At 70.9% G+C, this 16,421-nt stretch carries 13 protein-coding genes, 1 tRNA gene and 2 pseudogenes; 7 read left to right on the top strand and 9 right to left on the bottom strand.

Annotated features, from left to right (window positions below):
* The first annotated feature begins 854 nt into the window (after positions 1 to 854).
* From ASF43_RS19705 to ASF43_RS30005, 4 genes are read left to right on the top strand one after another with little or no spacing between them, the layout of a single operon-like run.
* Entirely contained in the window at positions 855 to 1,886 is a 1,032-nt protein-coding gene (locus ASF43_RS19705; RefSeq protein WP_056184478.1) for a PRTRC system protein D, read from the top strand.
* Positions 1,883 to 2,161: a hypothetical protein gene (locus ASF43_RS19700; RefSeq protein ID WP_056184475.1), complete on the top strand. Its 279-nt coding sequence runs from the start codon at positions 1,883 to 1,885 to the stop codon at positions 2,159 to 2,161. The genes ASF43_RS19705 and ASF43_RS19700 overlap by 4 nt, the downstream gene beginning before the upstream one ends.
* 5 nt (positions 2,162 to 2,166) lie before the next feature.
* On the top strand, positions 2,167 to 2,607 hold the full coding sequence (locus tag ASF43_RS32120) for a CFI-box-CTERM domain-containing protein (RefSeq protein ID WP_082497991.1): 441 nt from the start codon (positions 2,167 to 2,169) through the stop codon (positions 2,605 to 2,607).
* A complete protein-coding gene (locus ASF43_RS30005) occupies positions 2,604 to 3,155 on the top strand; it encodes a PD-(D/E)XK nuclease family protein (protein ID WP_082497990.1) in 552 nt (183 codons plus the stop codon). Before ASF43_RS32120 ends, ASF43_RS30005 begins: the two co-directional genes overlap by 4 nt.
* 531 nt (positions 3,156 to 3,686) lie before the next feature.
* Here the strand turns inward: ASF43_RS30005 and ASF43_RS19695 are convergent.
* The 4 genes from ASF43_RS19695 to ASF43_RS19680 form a co-directional block, all read right to left on the bottom strand.
* A tRNA-Gly gene (locus tag ASF43_RS19695) sits at positions 3,687 to 3,760 on the bottom strand.
* A 235-nt stretch (positions 3,761 to 3,995) separates the two neighbouring features.
* The gene (locus ASF43_RS19690; protein WP_056184473.1) at positions 3,996 to 4,964 is read right to left on the bottom strand and encodes a threo-3-hydroxy-L-aspartate ammonia-lyase; all 969 of its coding nucleotides are present in this window, start codon (positions 4,962 to 4,964) and stop codon (positions 3,996 to 3,998) included.
* Between the two features lie 25 nt (positions 4,965 to 4,989).
* Positions 4,990 to 5,970 (bottom strand): ornithine cyclodeaminase family protein, encoded by a 981-nt coding sequence (locus tag ASF43_RS19685; RefSeq protein ID WP_056184471.1) that lies wholly within the window; start codon positions 5,968 to 5,970, stop codon positions 4,990 to 4,992.
* Positions 5,960 to 6,592, bottom strand: a complete 633-nt coding sequence (locus ASF43_RS19680) for a transcriptional regulator (RefSeq protein WP_056184469.1) — start codon at positions 6,590 to 6,592, stop codon at positions 5,960 to 5,962. Before ASF43_RS19680 ends, ASF43_RS19685 begins: the two co-directional genes overlap by 11 nt.
* Positions 6,593 to 6,629: 37 nt before the next feature.
* On the opposite strand from ASF43_RS19680, the gene ASF43_RS19675 reads away from it, so the two are divergent.
* On the top strand, positions 6,630 to 7,769 hold the full coding sequence (locus ASF43_RS19675) for an alanine racemase (protein WP_056184467.1): 1,140 nt from the start codon (positions 6,630 to 6,632) through the stop codon (positions 7,767 to 7,769).
* Here the strand turns inward: ASF43_RS19675 and norR are convergent.
* A pseudogene (gene norR, locus ASF43_RS19670) lies at positions 7,756 to 9,310 on the bottom strand (nitric oxide reductase transcriptional regulator NorR). The gene ASF43_RS19675 and the pseudogene norR sit on opposite strands and share 14 nt — an antisense overlap.
* 15 nt (positions 9,311 to 9,325) lie before the next feature.
* Between norR and ASF43_RS30000 the strand changes: the two are divergent.
* A pseudogene (locus ASF43_RS30000) lies at positions 9,326 to 10,049 on the top strand (FAD-binding oxidoreductase); the annotation flags it as partial.
* Here the strand turns inward: ASF43_RS30000 and ASF43_RS19660 are convergent.
* Positions 10,035 to 11,522, bottom strand: coding sequence for a GGDEF domain-containing protein (locus ASF43_RS19660; protein ID WP_156373427.1), 1,488 nt, complete (start codon positions 11,520 to 11,522; stop codon positions 10,035 to 10,037). The pseudogene ASF43_RS30000 and the gene ASF43_RS19660 sit on opposite strands and share 15 nt — an antisense overlap.
* Positions 11,523 to 11,678: 156 nt before the next feature.
* Positions 11,679 to 12,110: a DsrE family protein gene (locus tag ASF43_RS19655; protein ID WP_056184461.1), complete on the bottom strand. Its 432-nt coding sequence runs from the start codon at positions 12,108 to 12,110 to the stop codon at positions 11,679 to 11,681.
* Between the two features lie 129 nt (positions 12,111 to 12,239).
* Between ASF43_RS19655 and ASF43_RS19650 the strand changes: the two genes are divergently transcribed.
* Positions 12,240 to 13,454, top strand: a complete 1,215-nt coding sequence (locus ASF43_RS19650) for a 6-phosphofructokinase (protein WP_056184642.1) — start codon at positions 12,240 to 12,242, stop codon at positions 13,452 to 13,454.
* On the opposite strand, the gene ASF43_RS19645 is transcribed toward ASF43_RS19650, so the two are convergent.
* Positions 13,455 to 15,533: an acetate--CoA ligase family protein gene (locus tag ASF43_RS19645; protein ID WP_056184459.1), complete on the bottom strand. Its 2,079-nt coding sequence runs from the start codon at positions 15,531 to 15,533 to the stop codon at positions 13,455 to 13,457.
* Positions 15,530 to 16,312, bottom strand: a complete 783-nt coding sequence (locus ASF43_RS19640) for an oxepin-CoA hydrolase, alternative type (protein WP_056184457.1) — start codon at positions 16,310 to 16,312, stop codon at positions 15,530 to 15,532. Before ASF43_RS19640 ends, ASF43_RS19645 begins: the two co-directional genes overlap by 4 nt.
* Positions 16,313 to 16,421: the final 109 nt, after the last annotated feature.

Here is a 16,421-nt window from a genome sequence, read left to right as displayed (position 1 = left end):
CCTTGGTTCGTAGCGTCATCCACTCGGTGGGGTCCACCCCTTGACCGAATGTCCAGGGCAGGTCGAGCGTTTGAGCGGGAGCAGGTGGGGAGCCCCAACGGGGCCAACACAACCACCTGGTGCGTGCGCGCACGCGTGCTCGGAGTGATGACGGAATCGGGAACGTGCATCGGGTGGACGTTCGCGACGATTTCGGTCCTGCACGCGCTTCGAGAGCGCTCAGCCTTGCGGCTGTCGGGGTGCGGGACAGGTGCTCTACGACAGGTCTTCGGAGCGGCCGCCTTGGAGGCGACCACCACACCGGCTCGGGGCCGGGGCTTGAAGGCAGGTAACGACTGCGACGCCTTTCGCTCCGCGATGGAGCTGGGCCTGGGAGGCCCTGAGGAGCCTGTAGTGGATGACAAACGAGGGCTTGACGTCAAGCACCCAGACCGCGTGAGACCGCATGGACGCGCGCCCGCGTGTGGCATTTGACGGGGCGGAACGGCGTGCTTGGGGGCATTTATTGCTCCGAACCGCGCGCGGGCCAGTCTGCACGCGGGCTTGACGGGGGAAGGGGCGGCCTCTGGATCCAAGCCGGTGTGCTCACGTCCGTCCGGAGGAACGCGCCAAGCTGGGTGCCATGCCGCCAGCGGTGCTTGACAGGCGATGTTCGGGTGCGACCTTGATATCGCTCCGCCATCAGGACGGATGGCTGCGACTGCGGTGCAACTCACGCGATCAACCGCAATCACCGCAGCGATGTCCTGGTGTCACGGGCCGCGAAAACTCTGAATTTGGTACCTATTTCTGGTGGCGCCGGTCTGACGTGGCGGCCATGCTGGGCACCTCGTTCTTGTCCAGGGAGAAATGCCATGAATCTGATCGTCCGGGCGGTGGATGTCGGCTCCGGCAACACCAAGTACGTCACCAGCGTGGCCGGCAGCGAAATCCGCTGTGCGAGCTTCCCGTCGATGGCCTACCCGACAAGCGGCGAGGCCGCGCACTGGCCGTCCAGCGAGCGCCGACGAACCGTCTGCATTCCCATCGGCCCGCTCTTCTACGAGGTCGGCCCGGACGTTGGCCTGGCAGCCGACCAGTTCCGCGCCAAGCAGCTGCACGACGACTACACCGATTCGCCCGAGTACATGGCCTTGCTGCGCGGTGCGCTGAGCCTAATGCGCGTGCCCCACATCGATCTGCTCATCGTCGGACTGCCAGTCGCTCTGCTGTCGTTGAAGAAGGCAGCGCTGGAGAAGGCGATGGTTGGCCGGCATGTGGTCGGCGGCGGCCGGGTGGTGACCGTGGCGCGCGCCATGGCCGTGGCCCAACCTCAGGGCGCGCTGGTGCACTACGCGGCCGAGCACGAGCGCATGGCGACGATCGGACACGAGCAAAGCCTGGTCATCGACCCAGGTGCCCGGACCTTCGATTGGCTTGTCACCCGTGGCATGCGGCTGGTGCAAAAGCAGTCAAGTTCCATCAACCGTGGAATGTGCGACGTGCTGCGCCTGCTCGCCAGCGAGATCTCCAAGGACATCGGCAGTCCCTACCGCGACTACGACGCCATCGACCTCGCACTGCGCACCGGCAAGGCGCCCCTGATCTACCAGAAGCCCTACGACATCAAGCGCCATCTGCCGTTGGCCGAGAGCGTCGCCCAGCAGGCCGTCTCGACGATGCGCCAGTGGCTGGAGACGCCGGAGAGCCTGCAGAACATCGTGCTCGTCGGCGGCGGCGCCTTCCTGTTCAAGAAGGCTGTGAAGGCGGCGTTCCCCAAGCACCGCATCCATGAGGTGAAGGAGCCGCTGTACGCCAACGTACGCGGCTTCCAGCTCGCCGGGCAGAACCTGGCGGCCAGCACACCACTGGCTTCTACCCCATCCACCCAAGGAGAATCCACATGACGATGCTGCAGACTAGCGCACCAGCGCCGGTGCGCCTGGTGTTCGAACTGGACCGCGCCGACAACCCGCGGCTGTACGACGAACTCATGCTCTTCCAGAAGGGGGCCAAGCGGGTCAACCGGCTGCGCGTGCTGGCGTACGACGGGCTGCTTGCGCAGTACGGTGCGCTGGGCTTGGCCACAGTATTCCCGGCCACAGTGACGGCTGCGCGCAGTGCGGCGTCAGGGGCAGTGGAAATGACGAATGCGGTCTTCGATCCGGGGCTCCAGGAGTAGCGGCCATGGGCAAGAATAGACGTTCGACGGCCGATGTCGTCAGCGCGACCGAACTGGCCGAGATGGAATTTTGCGAGCAACGCGTCTTGCTGGTGCATCGGTTTGGAGACCGCACGACTGGGGGGCAGCGGCAAGCGCGGGAGCGCGGTCTCGCGGCGCACGCGGACTACTACGCACAGGGTCGGGCCGCTTCGGACAGCCGCTGTTTCGTGTCCAGTTGCGTGTTCGGACCGAGGGCACACGAGACCGAGGTCTTGCGTGCGTTCCGAGATGCCGTGCTGATGCCGCATGGCTGGGGCCGTGCAGTGGTGGCGAGCTACTACGCCTGGGCTCCTGGTGTCTGCGCGGTGCTGCAAAACCGTCCCCAGTGCACTGCCTGCGTGCGTGGCGTCTTGCGTCCGATGGTGGCGCTCTGCCGTCTGCACTTGCAGCGGAGGCGACCGTGAGCGGGTGGCTGGCCACGGTCTTGGCGGCTGCGGTCTGCGTGTGGTGCGTGGTGGCGCGTCACTGGCGGCGACGACGTGCCGAGTGGTCGTCCAGACCCCAGGAGTTGGCCGGTGCCGAGTTGGTCTATCGGGAGACGACCTTCCGCTCCGACGCGCCCTTCCGATTGGTGGCACGGGTCGATCGCGTCTATCGCCAGCGCGACGGCACGCTGGTGCTGGTCGAACTGAAGACACGTTGGCATCACCGCGTACAGCCGTCCGACATCGTCCAGTTGTCGGCTCAGAAGATGGCACTGGCAGCGAGCACTGGTTTGCCGGTTGCGCCTTATGGCTATGTCTTCACACAACGGCCTACGGGCCGGGCCGAGCTGCGCCACCACCGCGTTGCGCTGTGGTCGACAGCGGAGTTGGAGGCATTGGCAGCCAGGCGCCGAGCTGTGTTGCAAGAGCAGGTATGGGCGCGGGGCGCGGAATCGGCGCGCACCTGCGAAGGGTGCAGCTTCAGATCGGGATGTAGCCAAGGCCAGCACGGTCGTGGTCAGGTTTGATGTTGCAACATCCGGCGATACCATCGTGCCAAGCTAGCTCCACAGCAACCTCGTCCGGCGCAAAGACACTCATGCAGGCCTTTTGAAGGCGCGGAGATCGACCGAGCGCACGCTGCCGGCGGTCAGCGCGCTGCTTGCGGTGTCGCCCCGAAGCGTCGCAGCGCTGAGGTCGTGCGATACATCGAAAAGCCTGACTCGATGATGACCGAGACCTGTGCCCGCTCAAAGAATAGCCCATGGGGGATGATGCGGCCACTCGGCTGTCCGCAGTGGCCCGCTGAGTACCGTGCGTCAGCTCTGTCCGGACTGTGGACTTACACCACGAGATGGGACACGATCGAAGCCAGACCCAAACAGCGCGTGGGCCTATATGGAAGCCGCTGCCGCAGAGAGGAATGGAGCAAAGCTTCTGGCTTTGATTAAACGTAAGCGCTGCGGCTGGATGAGCCAAGCTGACGCTGTTTTCGTAGTTGGGTGAGTAGTGGGGTTTTGGCCATAATCCTCTCTAAGTTATTGATTTTATTGGAATTATGGAGCGGGTGAAGGGAATCGAACCCTCGTCAGTTGCTTGGGAAGCAACAGCTCTGCCATTGAGCTACACCCGCAGCGGCGCGGATTCTAGCCTGCGGTCGCGGCCCCGGGCGACGCCTGCCAGCGCACCGACCACACCCAGCGCAGCCAAGCCAGCCGCGCGCCGCCCAGTGCCAGGCAGACCAGATCGACAGCGCCGATGCGCCAGTGGCCAGCCGCCCAAGGTCTGCGCTCCCGCACATCTCTGCCGCTTCTTCACGGCCCACGGCAGCAACCCGGTGGCCACCATCGTGTCGACCATGGCGGGTTTCAGCCCCCCACCAGCTCGCAGAACCGCGCCAGGTCCACGTTGCCGCCGCTGACCAGCACGCCCACGCGCCGGCCCTGGATCTGCGCCTTCATCTGCCGCGCCGCGGCGAAGCCCAGGCAGCCGGTCGGCTCGATCACGAGCTTCATGCGCGTGGCCGCGAAGGCCATGCACGCGACGAGCTCGGCGTCGCTGGCGGTCAGGATGTCGTCCACGTCGCGCTGGATGATGGGGAAGGTGTGTTGACCGAGGTACTGCGTCTGCGCGCCGTCGGCGATGGTCTTGGGTGTGTCGATGCGCACGATGGCGCCGGAGCGCAAGGACTGCTGCCCATCGTTGCCCGCCTCGGGCTCCACGCCATAGAGCTTGCAGGCAGGCGACAGCGCGCGCGTGGCCAGCGCCGAGCCCGACAGCAGCCCGCCGCCGCCCAGCGGCACGAAGAATGCGTCGAGCGGGCCCACTTCCTCGAACAGCTCCTTGGCGGCCGTGCCCTGGCCGGCGATCACGTCGGGGTGGTCGTAGGGCGGGATCAGCGTGTAGCCGTGGCGCTGGGCCAGGTCGCGGCCGATCTGCTCGCGGTCTTCGGTGAAGCGGTCGTACATGACCACCTGGGCGCCATAGCCCTTGGTGGCCTGGACCTTGGCGGTGGGCGCGTCGTGCGGCATGACGATGGTGGCCGGCATGCCCAGCAGCCGTGCGGCCAGCGCCGTGCCCTGGGCGTGGTTGCCTGACGAGAACGCGACCACGCCGGCGCGCCGCTGCTCGGGCGTGAACCTGGCCAGTGCGTTGAACGCGCCACGGAACTTGAACGCGCCCATGCGCTGCAGGTTCTCGCACTTGAAGAAGACTTCGGCGCCGAGCGCTTCGTTCACGGTGCGCGAGGTGATGACGGGCGTCTTGTGCGCGTGGCCTTGCAGGCGCTCGGCGGCGGCCTGCACGTCGGCGAAGGTGGGGAGGGTCAGGGTGGTCATGCGGTGCTTCCTTTTCTCGGAGGGTTTACCAGGGCCAGGCGATGGACGTGCCGAGCCCGCCGGCCAGCGCGCGCGCATGCACGCTGCGCGCGACCGTGAGGTCCTGCAAGGCCAGGCCGGTCATGTCGAACACGGTGATGGCGTCGGCCGCGCGGGCGGTGCCGGGCTGTCCGGTCAGCAGGTCGCCGATCTCGTCGCAGGGCTGGCCGGGTGCCCACTGTGCCTCGCCGATGCGGCGTGCCTGCGCGCGGTCGTCCACGACCAGGCGGGCGCGCGGCAGCAGGCCCTCGGGCAGCTCGCGCTTGCCCTGCGTGTCGGCGCCCACGGCGTTGAGGTGCGTGCCGGGGCGCACGGCCGCGGCGCTGAACAGCGGGCCGGCGCCGGGCGTTGCCGTGATCACGATGTCGCTCCCGGCCACGGCCGCATCGGCGTCGGGCGCGTGGGCGATGTCGCAGCGATCGGCGAAGCGTTGCGCGAACGCTGGGTCGGCGCTGCCGCTGTGCGTCACGTAGCGCACGCGTCGCAGCGTGGGCAACAGGCGCAGCGCGAATTCCAGCTGCACCCGGGCCTGCACGCCGGTGCCGAAGATGCAGACGCTGGCGCTGCCCGGCCGCGCGAGCTGCTGCAGGCCGATGCCGCCGGCCGCCCCGGTGCGCGCCGTGGTGATGGCGTTGCCGTCCAGGATGCAGAGCGGCCGGCCCGTGGCCGGGTCGAACAGTGCAATCGTGGCCTGGTGCGGCTCGGCGCCCAGATCCGGGTTCGTACGGTTGGCCGGCCAGAACCCCGCGGCCTTGAAGCCCAGCAACTGCTGCGCTGCCACGTCACCCGACTTGATGCCGAACACGCCCCCGGTGTGCAGCTTCTCGCGCACCACGGGGAACACGCGGCCCTGGGCCTGGCTGTGCAGCACGAAGGCCTCGCGCACGGCGGCCAGCACGGCGTCGGGCTGCAGGAGGGCCTGCACGGCGGGGCCGTCCAGCAGCAGCAGGCGCGCGTCACTTGGCATAGCTGTACACCGATGCGCGCGACACGCCCAGGTGGGCGGCCACGGTGTCCATGGCGCGGCGCAGGTCGAGCAGGCCGGCGGCCTTGAGCTCGGCCATGAGCGCGCGGCGGTCCTGCGCCTTCAGCGCGCGCGGCGTGCTGGCCAGCCGCGCGGCGAACTGGTCGATGCGCTCGCGGATGCGGTCGGCGCCGGCCGGGTCCAGCGACTCGCGCGGCGCGGCCTGCGCGTCCACCTGCACGAATTGCGTCATGGCGGTCTGGAAGCCGTGGAACAGTGTCAGGTCCACATTCATGCACAGCGCGGCGATGTAGCGGCCGGCAGAGTCCTTGATGCCGACCGACGTGCTCTTGGCCTGGCGGCCGTCGGGGAACCGGTTGGCGTAATTGGCCACGACCTGCGGGTAGTCCGGGTCCAGGATGCGGGCCAGGCCCAGCTCGGTGGCGGGCAGGCCGGCGCTGCGGCCCGACAGCGGGTTGTGGATGGCCAGCACGGCGTGCTTCGGGTCCAGCAGATCGTGGACCACGACCTCGCAGAACGGCGCGAAGGTCTCGCCCAGGCCCTGGGCGATCTGCTGCAGCTGGTCGAGCAGCAGCCGCTGCTCGGGGGTCTTGCGTTTGGGCATCTGGATATTTTGTCCAGAGTTGAATAAACTGTCAAACATGAACCCACTCGCCGAACTCGAAACCCCCGTGCTGCTGCTGGACGAAGCGCGCATGGACCGCAACATCGCCCGCATGCAGTCGCGCATGGACGCCTTGGGCGTGCGCTTTCGCCCGCATGCCAAGACCAGCAAGTGCCCCGCGGTCGTGCAGCGCCAGCTCGCGGCTGGCGCGCGCGGCATCACCGTGTCCACGCTCAAGGAGGCCGAGCGCTTCTTCGCCGCGGGCGTGCAGGACATCCTGTATGCCGTGGCCATCGTGCCGGGCAAGTTCGACCATGCGCTGCGGCTGTGCCGGCAGGGCCTGCAGCTCACGCTGCTCGTGGAGTCGGTCGCGGCGGCGCAGCAGCTTTCGCAGTTCGGCGCCGCGCACGGCCAGGTGTTCGACGTGCTGATCGAGGTGGACACCGACGGCCACCGCTCGGGCATCGCACCGGGCGATCCGCTGCTGCTGGACATCGCCGCCGCCTTGCAGGGCGGCGCACGGTGCAAAGGCGTGATGACGCACGCGGGCAGCTCCTATGACCTGCGCACGCCCGAGGCATTGCAGGCCATGGCCGAGCAGGAGCGCGCCGGCTGCGTGGCCGCGGCCCAGGGCCTGCGCGCGGCGGGCCATGCCTGCGAGGTGGTGAGCGTGGGCTCGACGCCGACCGCGTTGAGCGCGCGCGACTTGGCTGGCGTGACGGAAGTGCGGGCCGGCGTCTATGTGTTCTTCGACCTCGTGATGGCCGGCGTGGGTGTGTGCACGCCGGGCGACATCGCGCTGTCGGTGCTGTGCACGGTGATCGGCCACCGGCCCGAGGCGGGCTGGGTCATCACCGACGGCGGCTGGATGGCCATGAGCCGCGACCGCGGCACGGCGCGGCAGGACCACGACCATGGCTACGGCCTGGTGTGCGATGCAGACGGAGCGCCCATCGCCGGGCTGCGCTTCGACAGTGCGAACCAGGAACACGGCGTGCTGCAGTGGACCGGGTACGACAGCCTGCCGCTGGCCGAACGCTTCCCGCTCGGCGCACAGCTGCGCATCGTGCCGAACCACGCCTGCGCCACCGGCGCGCAGCACCCGGCCTATGTGGTGCTTCCGGCCGCGGGCGGCTCGGCGCCGCTGCAACGCTGGGAGCGTTTCAGCGGCTGGTGAGCCCGAGCCGGCGCCCCATGCGCATGAGGATGGCGCGGTCCAGGCCCAGCGCGGGCGGCCGCGTCCCAGTTGCCGTGGTGGGCGGCCAAGGCGGCCTCGATGGCCTGGCGCTCGAAGGCCTCGACCGCGGCGCGCAGGGGCATGGCCGTGGCGAACGCGGCCGTGCGGGCTGCTTCGGCGGCGGGCTGCGCGGCTGGCGCGGCTGCAAGGCCCAGGTCCTGTGGCTCCAGCGTGAGCACGCGGCTGCGCTGGCCCTGACGGCCCAGCGCCCGCAGCGCGGCGCGGCCCACCACATGCTCCAGCTCGCGCACGTTGCCCGGCCAGTCGTGGGCCAGCAGCACGGCCTGGGCGTCCGGTGCCAGCCGCAGGTTGACCAGCCCCAGCCGCGCGCGGTTCTCGTCGAGGAAGGCGCCGGCCAGCAGCAACACGTCGCGCCCGCGCTCGCGCAGCGGCGGCACGCGCAACGGGTAGGCGCCGAGCCGGTGGTACAGGTCGGCGCGGAAGCGGCCGGCGCGCACCTCGGCCGCCAGGTCGCGGCTGGTCGCGGCGACCAGGCGCACATCGACATGGTGTTCGCGGTCCGAGCCCAGGCGCTGCAGTTGGCCCTCCTGCAGCACGCGCAGCAGCTTGGCCTGCACGGCCAGCGGCAGCTCGCCCACCTCGTCCAGGAACAGCGTGCCGCCGTCGGCCAGGTCGAACTTGCCCTGCCGCTCGGCCACGGCGCCCGAGAACGCGCCGCGCACATGGCCGAACAGCTCGCTCTCGACCAGGTTCTCGGGCAGCGCCGCGCAGTTCAGGCTGACCAGCACGCGGCCCGCGCGCAGCGACGCCGCATGGATGGCCTGCACCACCAGCTCCTTGCCGACACCGGTCTCGCCGTGCACCAGCACGGTCAGATCGCTCGGGCCAACGAGCGCGATCTCGCGCAGCAGCGCCCGGTGCGCCGCGCTGCGGCCGGCCAGGGGGCGCCGCGCCTGGCCGCTGGCATGGCGGTAGCTCTCGGCGCGGCGGTGCTCGCCCTCGGCGCGCAGGGCCAGCTCGTCGATGCGCTGCGCGGCGCTGACGGTGGCCGCGGCCAGGCTGGCGAAGGCCTGCAGCGTGGCCAGGTCGCGGTCGCGAAAGCGGGCCACCTCCAGCGCGTCCAGCGTGAGCAGGCCCCAGGTGCGCTCGTCCACGCGCAGCGCGCAGCCCATGCAGTCGTGCACGGGCAGATGGCCCTGCACGTGCTCCACGAGGCCGTCGTAGGGGTCGGGCAGGCCGCAGTCGGGCGCAAAGCGCAGCGGCCCGGGCGCGGCCAGCAGCGCCCGCAGCCGCGGGTGCTCGGCCACGCGAAAGCGCCGGCCCAGCGTGTCGGCGCTGAGACCGTCCACGGCCAGCGGCAGCAGCCACTCGCCGTCCAGCCGCAACAGGGCCACGGCGTCCGCCGGCACCAGGGTGCGCACGGCGTCCAGCAGGCGCCTGTAGCGCTCGGCGGCCGGCAGTTCGCGCGCCAGGTCGGCGACCAGGGGCAGGGCGGTGTGCAACAGCTTGTCGGTGGTCATATCGACTTGGTTGTCATCGCCACCGACGCCGTCATCGACGCCTGGGCCGCCGCCTATGGCCAGCTGGCCGACCTGCTGATCGGCGCCGAGCGCGCCTTGTACGACGCCAAGGCCGAGGCTCCCGGCGGCTGGCGCGGCGCGCGCGCCTTCCGCGTGGCGCGCAAGGTGGCCGAGAGCGCCGAGATCAGCTCGTTCCACCTGGAGCCGGCCGACGGCGGCGCCGTGCTCGGCTCCACCCCCGGCCAGTACCTGGGCATGCGCCTCGTGGTCGACGGCCAGGAGATCCGCCGCAACTACTCGCTGTCGGCCGCACCCGATGGCCGCAGCTACCGCATCAGCGTCAAGCGCGAGGCCGGCGGCGGCGTCGGCATCACGCCCACGTTGGCCACGCTGGCGGCCGAGCCCGGGCGGCCCGTGCACTTCATCCACTGCGCGCGCAACGCCCGTGTGCACGCCTTTCGCGAACACCTGGACGGGCTGGCGCGGCGCCATACGCAGCTGCAGGTGTTCTATTGCCACGACGAGGCGGGCGCCGAAGGCGAAGCCGCGCCGCACGCGGTCGGCCGGCTCACGCGGCAGCAGCTACAGGCCTGGCTGCCGCAGGGCGGCGACGTCGACGCCTATTTCCTCGGCTCCAAGGCCCTTCATGGCGCAGCTGCGGCGCGACCTGGCGGCCATCGGCGTGCCGGCGGGGCAAAGCCGCTACGAGTTCTTCGGGCCGGCGTCAGCGCTCGACTGACGCGACCCATTCGGCCAGGATCACGCGGTTGCGCCCGTCGTGCTTGGCCTGGTAGAGCGCCCCGTCCGCGCACTGCAGCATCTGGTCGAGCTGCTCGATGGCCGGCAGCGCCACGCAGGCGCCGATGCTGGCCGTGGCCGTGACCAGGCGGCCGTCGCCGATGTCGACCGCCGTCTCGGCGCATGCCTGGCGCATGCGTTCGGCGATCTCCAGCGTCTGCTGCCGCGTGCAGTAGGGCAGCAGCACGGCGAATTCCTCGCCGCCCAGCCGGCCCAGCAGCGGCGGGCCCTCGGGCAGGTGGCGGCGCAGGCAGTTGGCGATGTGCACGATGACCAGGTCGCCGGCCGCATGGCCGTAGCTGTCGTTGACCGACTTGAAGTGGTCGATGTCCAGGATCAGCAGGCCCGCCGGCGCACGCGCGATGCGCGCCTGGCGCAGCGCCTGGCCGGCATGGTCGGAGAAGGCGCGCCGGTTCATGGTGCCGGTGAGCGGGTCGTGTTCGGCCATGTGCCGCAGGCGCCGGGTCAGCGCCGTGTGCGTGGCCATCGCGCTCGCGACCGCGATCGGCGACAGCGCGATCAGCGTCACGCCCAGGCGCACGGACATCAGCATCTGCGGCGTGTCCACCTGCACCGACATGTCCAGCTGGCCCTTGGAGATCGCCAGCAGCATCCAGGTGGTGGTCAGCAGGGTCAGCACCGAAGTTCCGAACAGGCCATAGGCCATGCCGCACCACAGCAGGGCCGGCACCGGGAACGCGATGGCGCCGGGGCCGCCCACCACCAGGGCCAGGCCCAGCGAGACCGCCAGGCTGGCCAGTGGCAGTGCGCGCCGCAGGTGGCGGCCATGGCCGGCGCGCCACTGGCGTGGCACGGGCCGGGCCAGCCGGCGCACGGGGATGGTGAGCACGGCGGGCAGGATGGCGATGTAGTTCACGACCTCGCTGACGAACCAGGCCATGCCCGACTCGATCGCCGGGCTGTTGAAGACCAGCGGCCCGATGAGGGTGCCGCCCAGGCCGGATGCGCCGGCGGACAGGAAGATCACCCAGACCAGCATCAGCACCGAGGCCGGCTTGGCCAGGCGACGGTCGTCCGGCCCCAGCCGCGCCAGAAGCAGGTAGCCCGTGACCACGCTCAAGAAATTGCCCAGGGTCAGCAAGACCAGCGCGGCCAGGCCGTCGCCGGCGATCCAGCCGCCGACCATGTAGCCGGCGGCGCCGCCGATCCAGCCGGAGGCCGTGTCCAGCCGCGGGAAGCGCAGCAGCACGCCCAGCAGCAGCGCGTTGGCCGGCCAGAACACCGCCAGTTGCCCGGCCAGCCGCGTCCACACGCCGAACAGCGACGCCAGCGTGACCACGCAGGCGACGAGCAGGCCGGCCTGCAACCAATGGAAGGGCGCCGTGGATGCCCCGGCGCCCGCCAGCACGCCGTCATCTTGCGGCGGCTGGCTGCGCGGCTTGTGGATCTGCATCGTCTTTCCCTGCGGGTGCGTGGGTACAAGCTCGGGCGCCAGGCGCGACGGGATGCGTGGCAGCGGCAAGGGCGGCTGCGTCGAACGCGCAAATTGTTGCAGAGAACGCTGTCTCACAAGCGACTGATTCGATCGATTGGTTCGTAACGGGGCGTGTCAGGGCCGCAGGTAGGCCCAGCCTTCCGACTGGCGCGTGACGATGGTCGTCACGCCAGCGGGCACGTAGCCGATGCCGCCGGCCATGTCGTCGCGCACGAGCTTGAGCGCCTTCATGGTGTTCTCGCACGCCAGCACCCGGGTGCCGGCCTTGCCGGCGTCGGCGATGCGCGAGGCGACCGGCGACTCGAGCTTGAGCATGGCGATGCCCGGGCCATAGGCCACGATTTCGACCTCGACATTGGCCGCCCCCACGTCTTCCTGCAGGTTGCGCACGTTGTTCAGCGCCAGGTTCCAGCGGGCCGGGTCGTTGTCGCTGACCTGCACCACCACGCGCAGCTTGCGCGGCGCGGCCGGCTGGGCCAGCAGCGGCCCGGCAGCCAGCGTGAGCGCGGCCAGCGCGGCCGCCTGCATGAAGACACGTCTGTGCATGGCTGAACTCCCTCGGCTTTTCAAAAGCCGCCGAGGGTACACCTGCGCACGGTGGGTGCCGCCCGCGCCCAGGCTGTGGTGCGCGCGGCGAAATGCGCACAATGGCCGCACAACATCCTGGAGACCGCCATGGCCCCGCTCAACATCCTCGTCGCCCAGGGCGGCGGCCCCACCGCCGTCATCAACCAGTCGCTCGCCGGCGTGGTGCTGCAAGCCAGGCGTCATGCTGGCGTGGGTGCCATCTACGGCGCGCGCCACGGCGTCAAGGGCATCGTGCGCGACGACCTCGTGGACCTGGGCGCCGAGAGCGCCGAGCTGCTGGAGCAAGTGGCCGCCACGCCGGCCGCGGCGCTGGGCTCCACGCGCGACAAGCCGGATGCAGCCTACTGCGCGGCCATCTTCGAGGTGCTGCGCGCGCGAGCCATCGGCCAGTTCTATTACATCGGCGGCAACGACTCGTCGGACACGGTGCGCATCGTGAGCGAGGCGGCCCAGGCGCAGAACTACCCGCTGACCTGCATCCACATCCCCAAGACCATCGACAACGACCTGATGGGCAGCGACCACACGCCGGGCTACCCATCGGCGGCGCGCTTCGTGGCCCAGGCCTTCGCCGGGGCCGACCTGGACAACGCGGCGCTGCCGGGCGTCTACGTGGGCGTGGTCATGGGCCGGCATGCGGGCTTCCTGACGGCTGCCGCAGCCGCCGCGCGCCAGCACCCGGACGACGGCCCGCACCTGATCTACCTGCCCGAGCGCGAGTTCGACACCGAACGCTTCCTGGCCGAGGTGCAGGCCACGGTGCAGCGCCTGGGCCGCTGCGTGGTGGCCGTGTCCGAAGGCATCCACGATGCCAGTGGCCAGCCCATGCTGGCGCAGCTGGGCAAGGCCCTGGCGCGCGACGACCATGGCAACGTGCAGCTGTCGGGCACCGGTGCGCTGGCCGATCTGCTGTGCGACCACATCAAGACGCGGCTGGGCCTGTCACGCGTGCGCGGCGATACGCTGGGCTACCTGCAGCGCTCGTTCGTGGGTTGTGTGTCCGACCTGGACCAGCGCGTGGCGCGCGCCGTGGGCGAGCAGGCCGTGCGCTACGCCATGCAGGGCCACCAGGCCGGCTCGGTGGCGGTGCGGCGTGGGGCCGACCAGAGCCTGGACTACCCCTTGATCCCGCTGTCCACCGTGGCCGCGCGCACGCGCACCATGGACGAGGCTTTCATCGCCGCCAGCGGCAGCGATGTGACGCCGGCCTTCCTGGCGTACCTGCGGCCTCTGCTGGGCAGCCAGCTGCCGCTGGCGCAACGCCTGCGCGCGGCCTCGGTGCCCAAGGCCGGCACCGCCTGATCAGGCCAGCTCGACCAGCGCGTCGACCACCACGGCGCCTTCGCCGGCCGTGCCCAGCATGACCGGGTTCAGGTCGATCGAGGCGATGCGGCCTGCAGCGCCGACCATGAGCCGGCCGACGCGCACGGCGATGTCGGCCAGGGCGCAGGTGTCCAGCGGTGCGTCGCCGCGCGTGCCGGCCAGGAGGGGCGCGATGCGCAGGCCCTGCAGTGCCTGCAGCACCTCGCCCTGATCGAAGGGCGGCACCAGCAGCGCCACGTCGCGCATGGCCTCCACGTACTTGCCGCCGTCGCCCACCACGACGACGGGGCCGAACACCGCGTCGACGTGCGCGCCGACCATGCATTCGTGGCGGCTCTCGTGCATGCGCGCGACCAGAACGCCGTCCTGCGCCGCACCCATGGCCGCGAGCTTGGCCCATTGCCGGTCGAAGCAGGCGGCCACGGCGTCGGCGCTATCCAGGTGCAGCGCGACCAGGCCGTGCTCGGACTTGTGCGGCACGTCGCGCGAGCAGGCCTTGACCGCGACCGGGCCGCCCAGCAAGGCGAAGGCGGCACGCGCCTCGTCGGCGCTGCGGCACAGCCGGTGCGGCACGACGGCGATGCCCTGGGCGGCCAGCAGCGCGAGGCTTTGCGCTTCGTTGAGCAGGCCGGCGCCGGCGGGCAGTGTGGGCGGCGGCGCGGGGTCCCAGCGCGGCAGCGGGCGGGCCAGCAATTCGCGGTGCAAAGCGACCTGCGCCAGCACCGACAAGGCTTCGTGCTCGTTCGCATAGGTCGCGACGCCGGCTTTGCGGAACGGGCCGGCCACGACCTCCTGCCAGGCCGCGACCGCGACCGGCTTGCCGCTGCTGGCCGCGAACGAGGCCGTGTCGCGCGCGAATGCGTCCACGTCGTAGCCGGCGCCGGCCACGGGGATGTGGATGAACACCAGGTCGGCGGCCGGGTCCTGCGCGATCACGGGCAGCACGTCGCTGAAGAGGCCGCTGTTGGACAGCAGCGCGGCCGTGATGTCGATCGGGTTGCTGGTCGTCGCAAAGCCTGGCAGGCGCGCGGCCAGTGCGGCCTGCGTGCTGTCGGCCAGGGTCGCCAGCGGCAGGCCGAGCTGCTCAGACGCGTCGGCCGCCATCACGCAGCTGGCGCCCGAGTTGCTGACCACCACCAGGCGCCGGCCCTGCGGCCGCCAGCCCTGCAGGTAGCCCTGGGCCGCGGTGGCCAGCGCATGCGGGTCGCGCACACGCCAGATGCCGTGGCGGCGCAGGAAGGCCTCGACCACGCGGTCCTCGTTGGCCAGCGAGCCGGTGTGCGACGAGGCCGCCTTCTGCCCGCTGGCCGAGTGGCCGGCCTTGATGGCGACGATGGGCAGGTCGCGGCTTTTCGCATAAGCCGCGGTCTCGGCCAGCAGCGCGGGGTTGGCGATGTTCTCCAGGTACAGCAGCAGCAGCTTCACGTGCGGGTCATGCGCCACGGCCCAGGCCAGGTCGGCCACGCCCACGTCGGCCTCGTTGCCGGTGGCGTGCACATGGCGCACGCCCAGGCCACGGCCGCGCAGCAGGCCATAGGCCATGGCGCTGATGCCGCCGCTCTGGCTCACGATGCCGATGGGCCCGTCCAGCGGCGGCACCTCGGTGAACAGCGTGGAGAAGCTGGCGATGGCGCCCGTGCCGAAGTTGGCCAGGCCCTGCGTGTTGGGGCCGACCAGGCGCATGCCGGCGGCGCGCGCGGTGGCGAGCATGCGGTCCTGCACGGCGCGGCCTTGCGGGCCGGTTTCGCCGAAGCCCGAGGCGATCACGACCGCGCAGCGCACGCCGCGCGCAGCGCAGTCTGCAACGGCCGCGACGGTCTGCTCGCCGCCGACGATGACGAGCGCCATCTCAGGCACTTCGGGCAGGTCGGCCAACGAGGGGAAGCAGGCCAGGCCCTGCAGTTCGCGGCGGCTGGGGTTGATGGGGTAGAGCCGGCCGCGGTAGCCCAGGCGCTGCATGTAGGCGATCGGCCGGCCGCCGATCTTGTGCGGGTTCTCGGAGGCGCCAATGATGGCGATGGACTGCGGGTTCAGCGCGGCGGCGAGCAGGTCGGTCATGGCGTGAACCTCGGGGTGCGCTTGGTGAGGAAGGCATCGATGCCCTCGCCGCATTCGGGGCCGTACAGGCCGGCGACGAAGGCGTCGCGCTCGGCGTCCAGCTGCGCGCGGTGGCCGCGGCCGCGCGCGGCGTGGACGAGCTGCTTGATGCGCTGCTGCGCGGCGCGCGGGCCGGCGGCCAGGCGCTCGGCCCAGGCCAGCGCGGACGCGATGGCCGTGCCGGGCGCGACGACGCGGTTGACCAGGCCCAGCGCCTGCAGCCGCGCGGCCGTGGCCACGTCGCCGTCCAACAGCAATTCGAGCGCGGCCTGCGGCGGCAGTGCGCGGGCCAGCGCGTCGGAGCCGCCGCCGTCGGGCGACAGGCCGATGCGGACGTACGACATCACGAAGCGCGCATCCTCGGCCGCCACGATGAGGTCGCAGCCCAGCGCCACCGAGAAGCCGCCGCCGGCCGCCGCGCCCTCGACCGCGGCGATCACGGGCACGGGGCAGTCGCGCATGGCCTCGACCCAGTCGTGCAGTGCGTCGAGGATCTGCACCTGGCCGGCCTCGGGCTGGCTGCGCTGCTGCTGCAGCCGGCGCAGATCGCCGCCGCCGCAGAAGTGCGCGCCGTCGCCGCACAGCACGATGGCGCCCAGGCTCTCGTCATCCATTGCGGCGCGGAAGATACCGGTGGCCTGCGGGTACAGGCTGGGGTGCAGCGCGTTGCGCGCGGTGGGGTTGGAGATGGTGAGCTGGAGCACGCGGCCGTGGCGCTCCACCAGCAACTGCGCCGTCATCCCGATCGTCCCGGCAGCACGTGGGCGGCCGATGTGCCGATGGCCGCGGAGCAGGCCATGCCAGCGACCGCCGCGGAACTGGCTCTGCCAGGCCGCTGGCGGTGCCCCC

It is taken from the genome of Pseudorhodoferax sp. Leaf267, assembly GCF_001422405.1.
Taxonomy (GTDB): domain Bacteria; phylum Pseudomonadota; class Gammaproteobacteria; order Burkholderiales; family Burkholderiaceae_C; genus Pseudorhodoferax.
The sequence above is the reverse complement of the archived record's forward strand: the minus strand, read 5'-3'. Positions and strand labels throughout refer to the sequence as shown.

What these genes read in the sequence shown, in the direction of transcription:
- ASF43_RS19675 (WP_056184467.1), top strand. Translation starts at nt 6,630, where the DNA reads ATGAACCCACTCGCCGAACTCGAAACCCCCGTGCTGCTGCTGGACGAA.
- ASF43_RS19705 (WP_056184478.1), top strand. Translation starts at nt 855, where the DNA reads ATGAATCTGATCGTCCGGGCGGTGGATGTCGGCTCCGGCAACACCAAG.
- ASF43_RS19680 (WP_056184469.1), bottom strand. Translation starts at nt 6,592, where the DNA reads ATGCCCAAACGCAAGACCCCCGAGCAGCGGCTGCTGCTCGACCAGCTG.
- ASF43_RS19645 (WP_056184459.1), bottom strand. Translation starts at nt 15,533, where the DNA reads ATGACCGACCTGCTCGCCGCCGCGCTGAACCCGCAGTCCATCGCCATC.
- ASF43_RS19655 (WP_056184461.1), bottom strand. Translation starts at nt 12,110, where the DNA reads ATGCACAGACGTGTCTTCATGCAGGCGGCCGCGCTGGCCGCGCTCACG.
- ASF43_RS19660 (WP_156373427.1), bottom strand. Translation starts at nt 11,522, where the DNA reads ATGCAGATCCACAAGCCGCGCAGCCAGCCGCCGCAAGATGACGGCGTG.
- ASF43_RS19700 (WP_056184475.1), top strand. Translation starts at nt 1,883, where the DNA reads ATGACGATGCTGCAGACTAGCGCACCAGCGCCGGTGCGCCTGGTGTTC.
- ASF43_RS32120 (WP_082497991.1), top strand. Translation starts at nt 2,167, where the DNA reads ATGGGCAAGAATAGACGTTCGACGGCCGATGTCGTCAGCGCGACCGAA.
- ASF43_RS19650 (WP_056184642.1), top strand. Translation starts at nt 12,240, where the DNA reads ATGGCCCCGCTCAACATCCTCGTCGCCCAGGGCGGCGGCCCCACCGCC.
- ASF43_RS19685 (WP_056184471.1), bottom strand. Translation starts at nt 5,970, where the DNA reads ATGCCAAGTGACGCGCGCCTGCTGCTGCTGGACGGCCCCGCCGTGCAG.
- ASF43_RS19690 (WP_056184473.1), bottom strand. Translation starts at nt 4,964, where the DNA reads ATGACCACCCTGACCCTCCCCACCTTCGCCGACGTGCAGGCCGCCGCC.
- ASF43_RS19640 (WP_056184457.1), bottom strand. Translation starts at nt 16,312, where the DNA reads ATGACGGCGCAGTTGCTGGTGGAGCGCCACGGCCGCGTGCTCCAGCTC.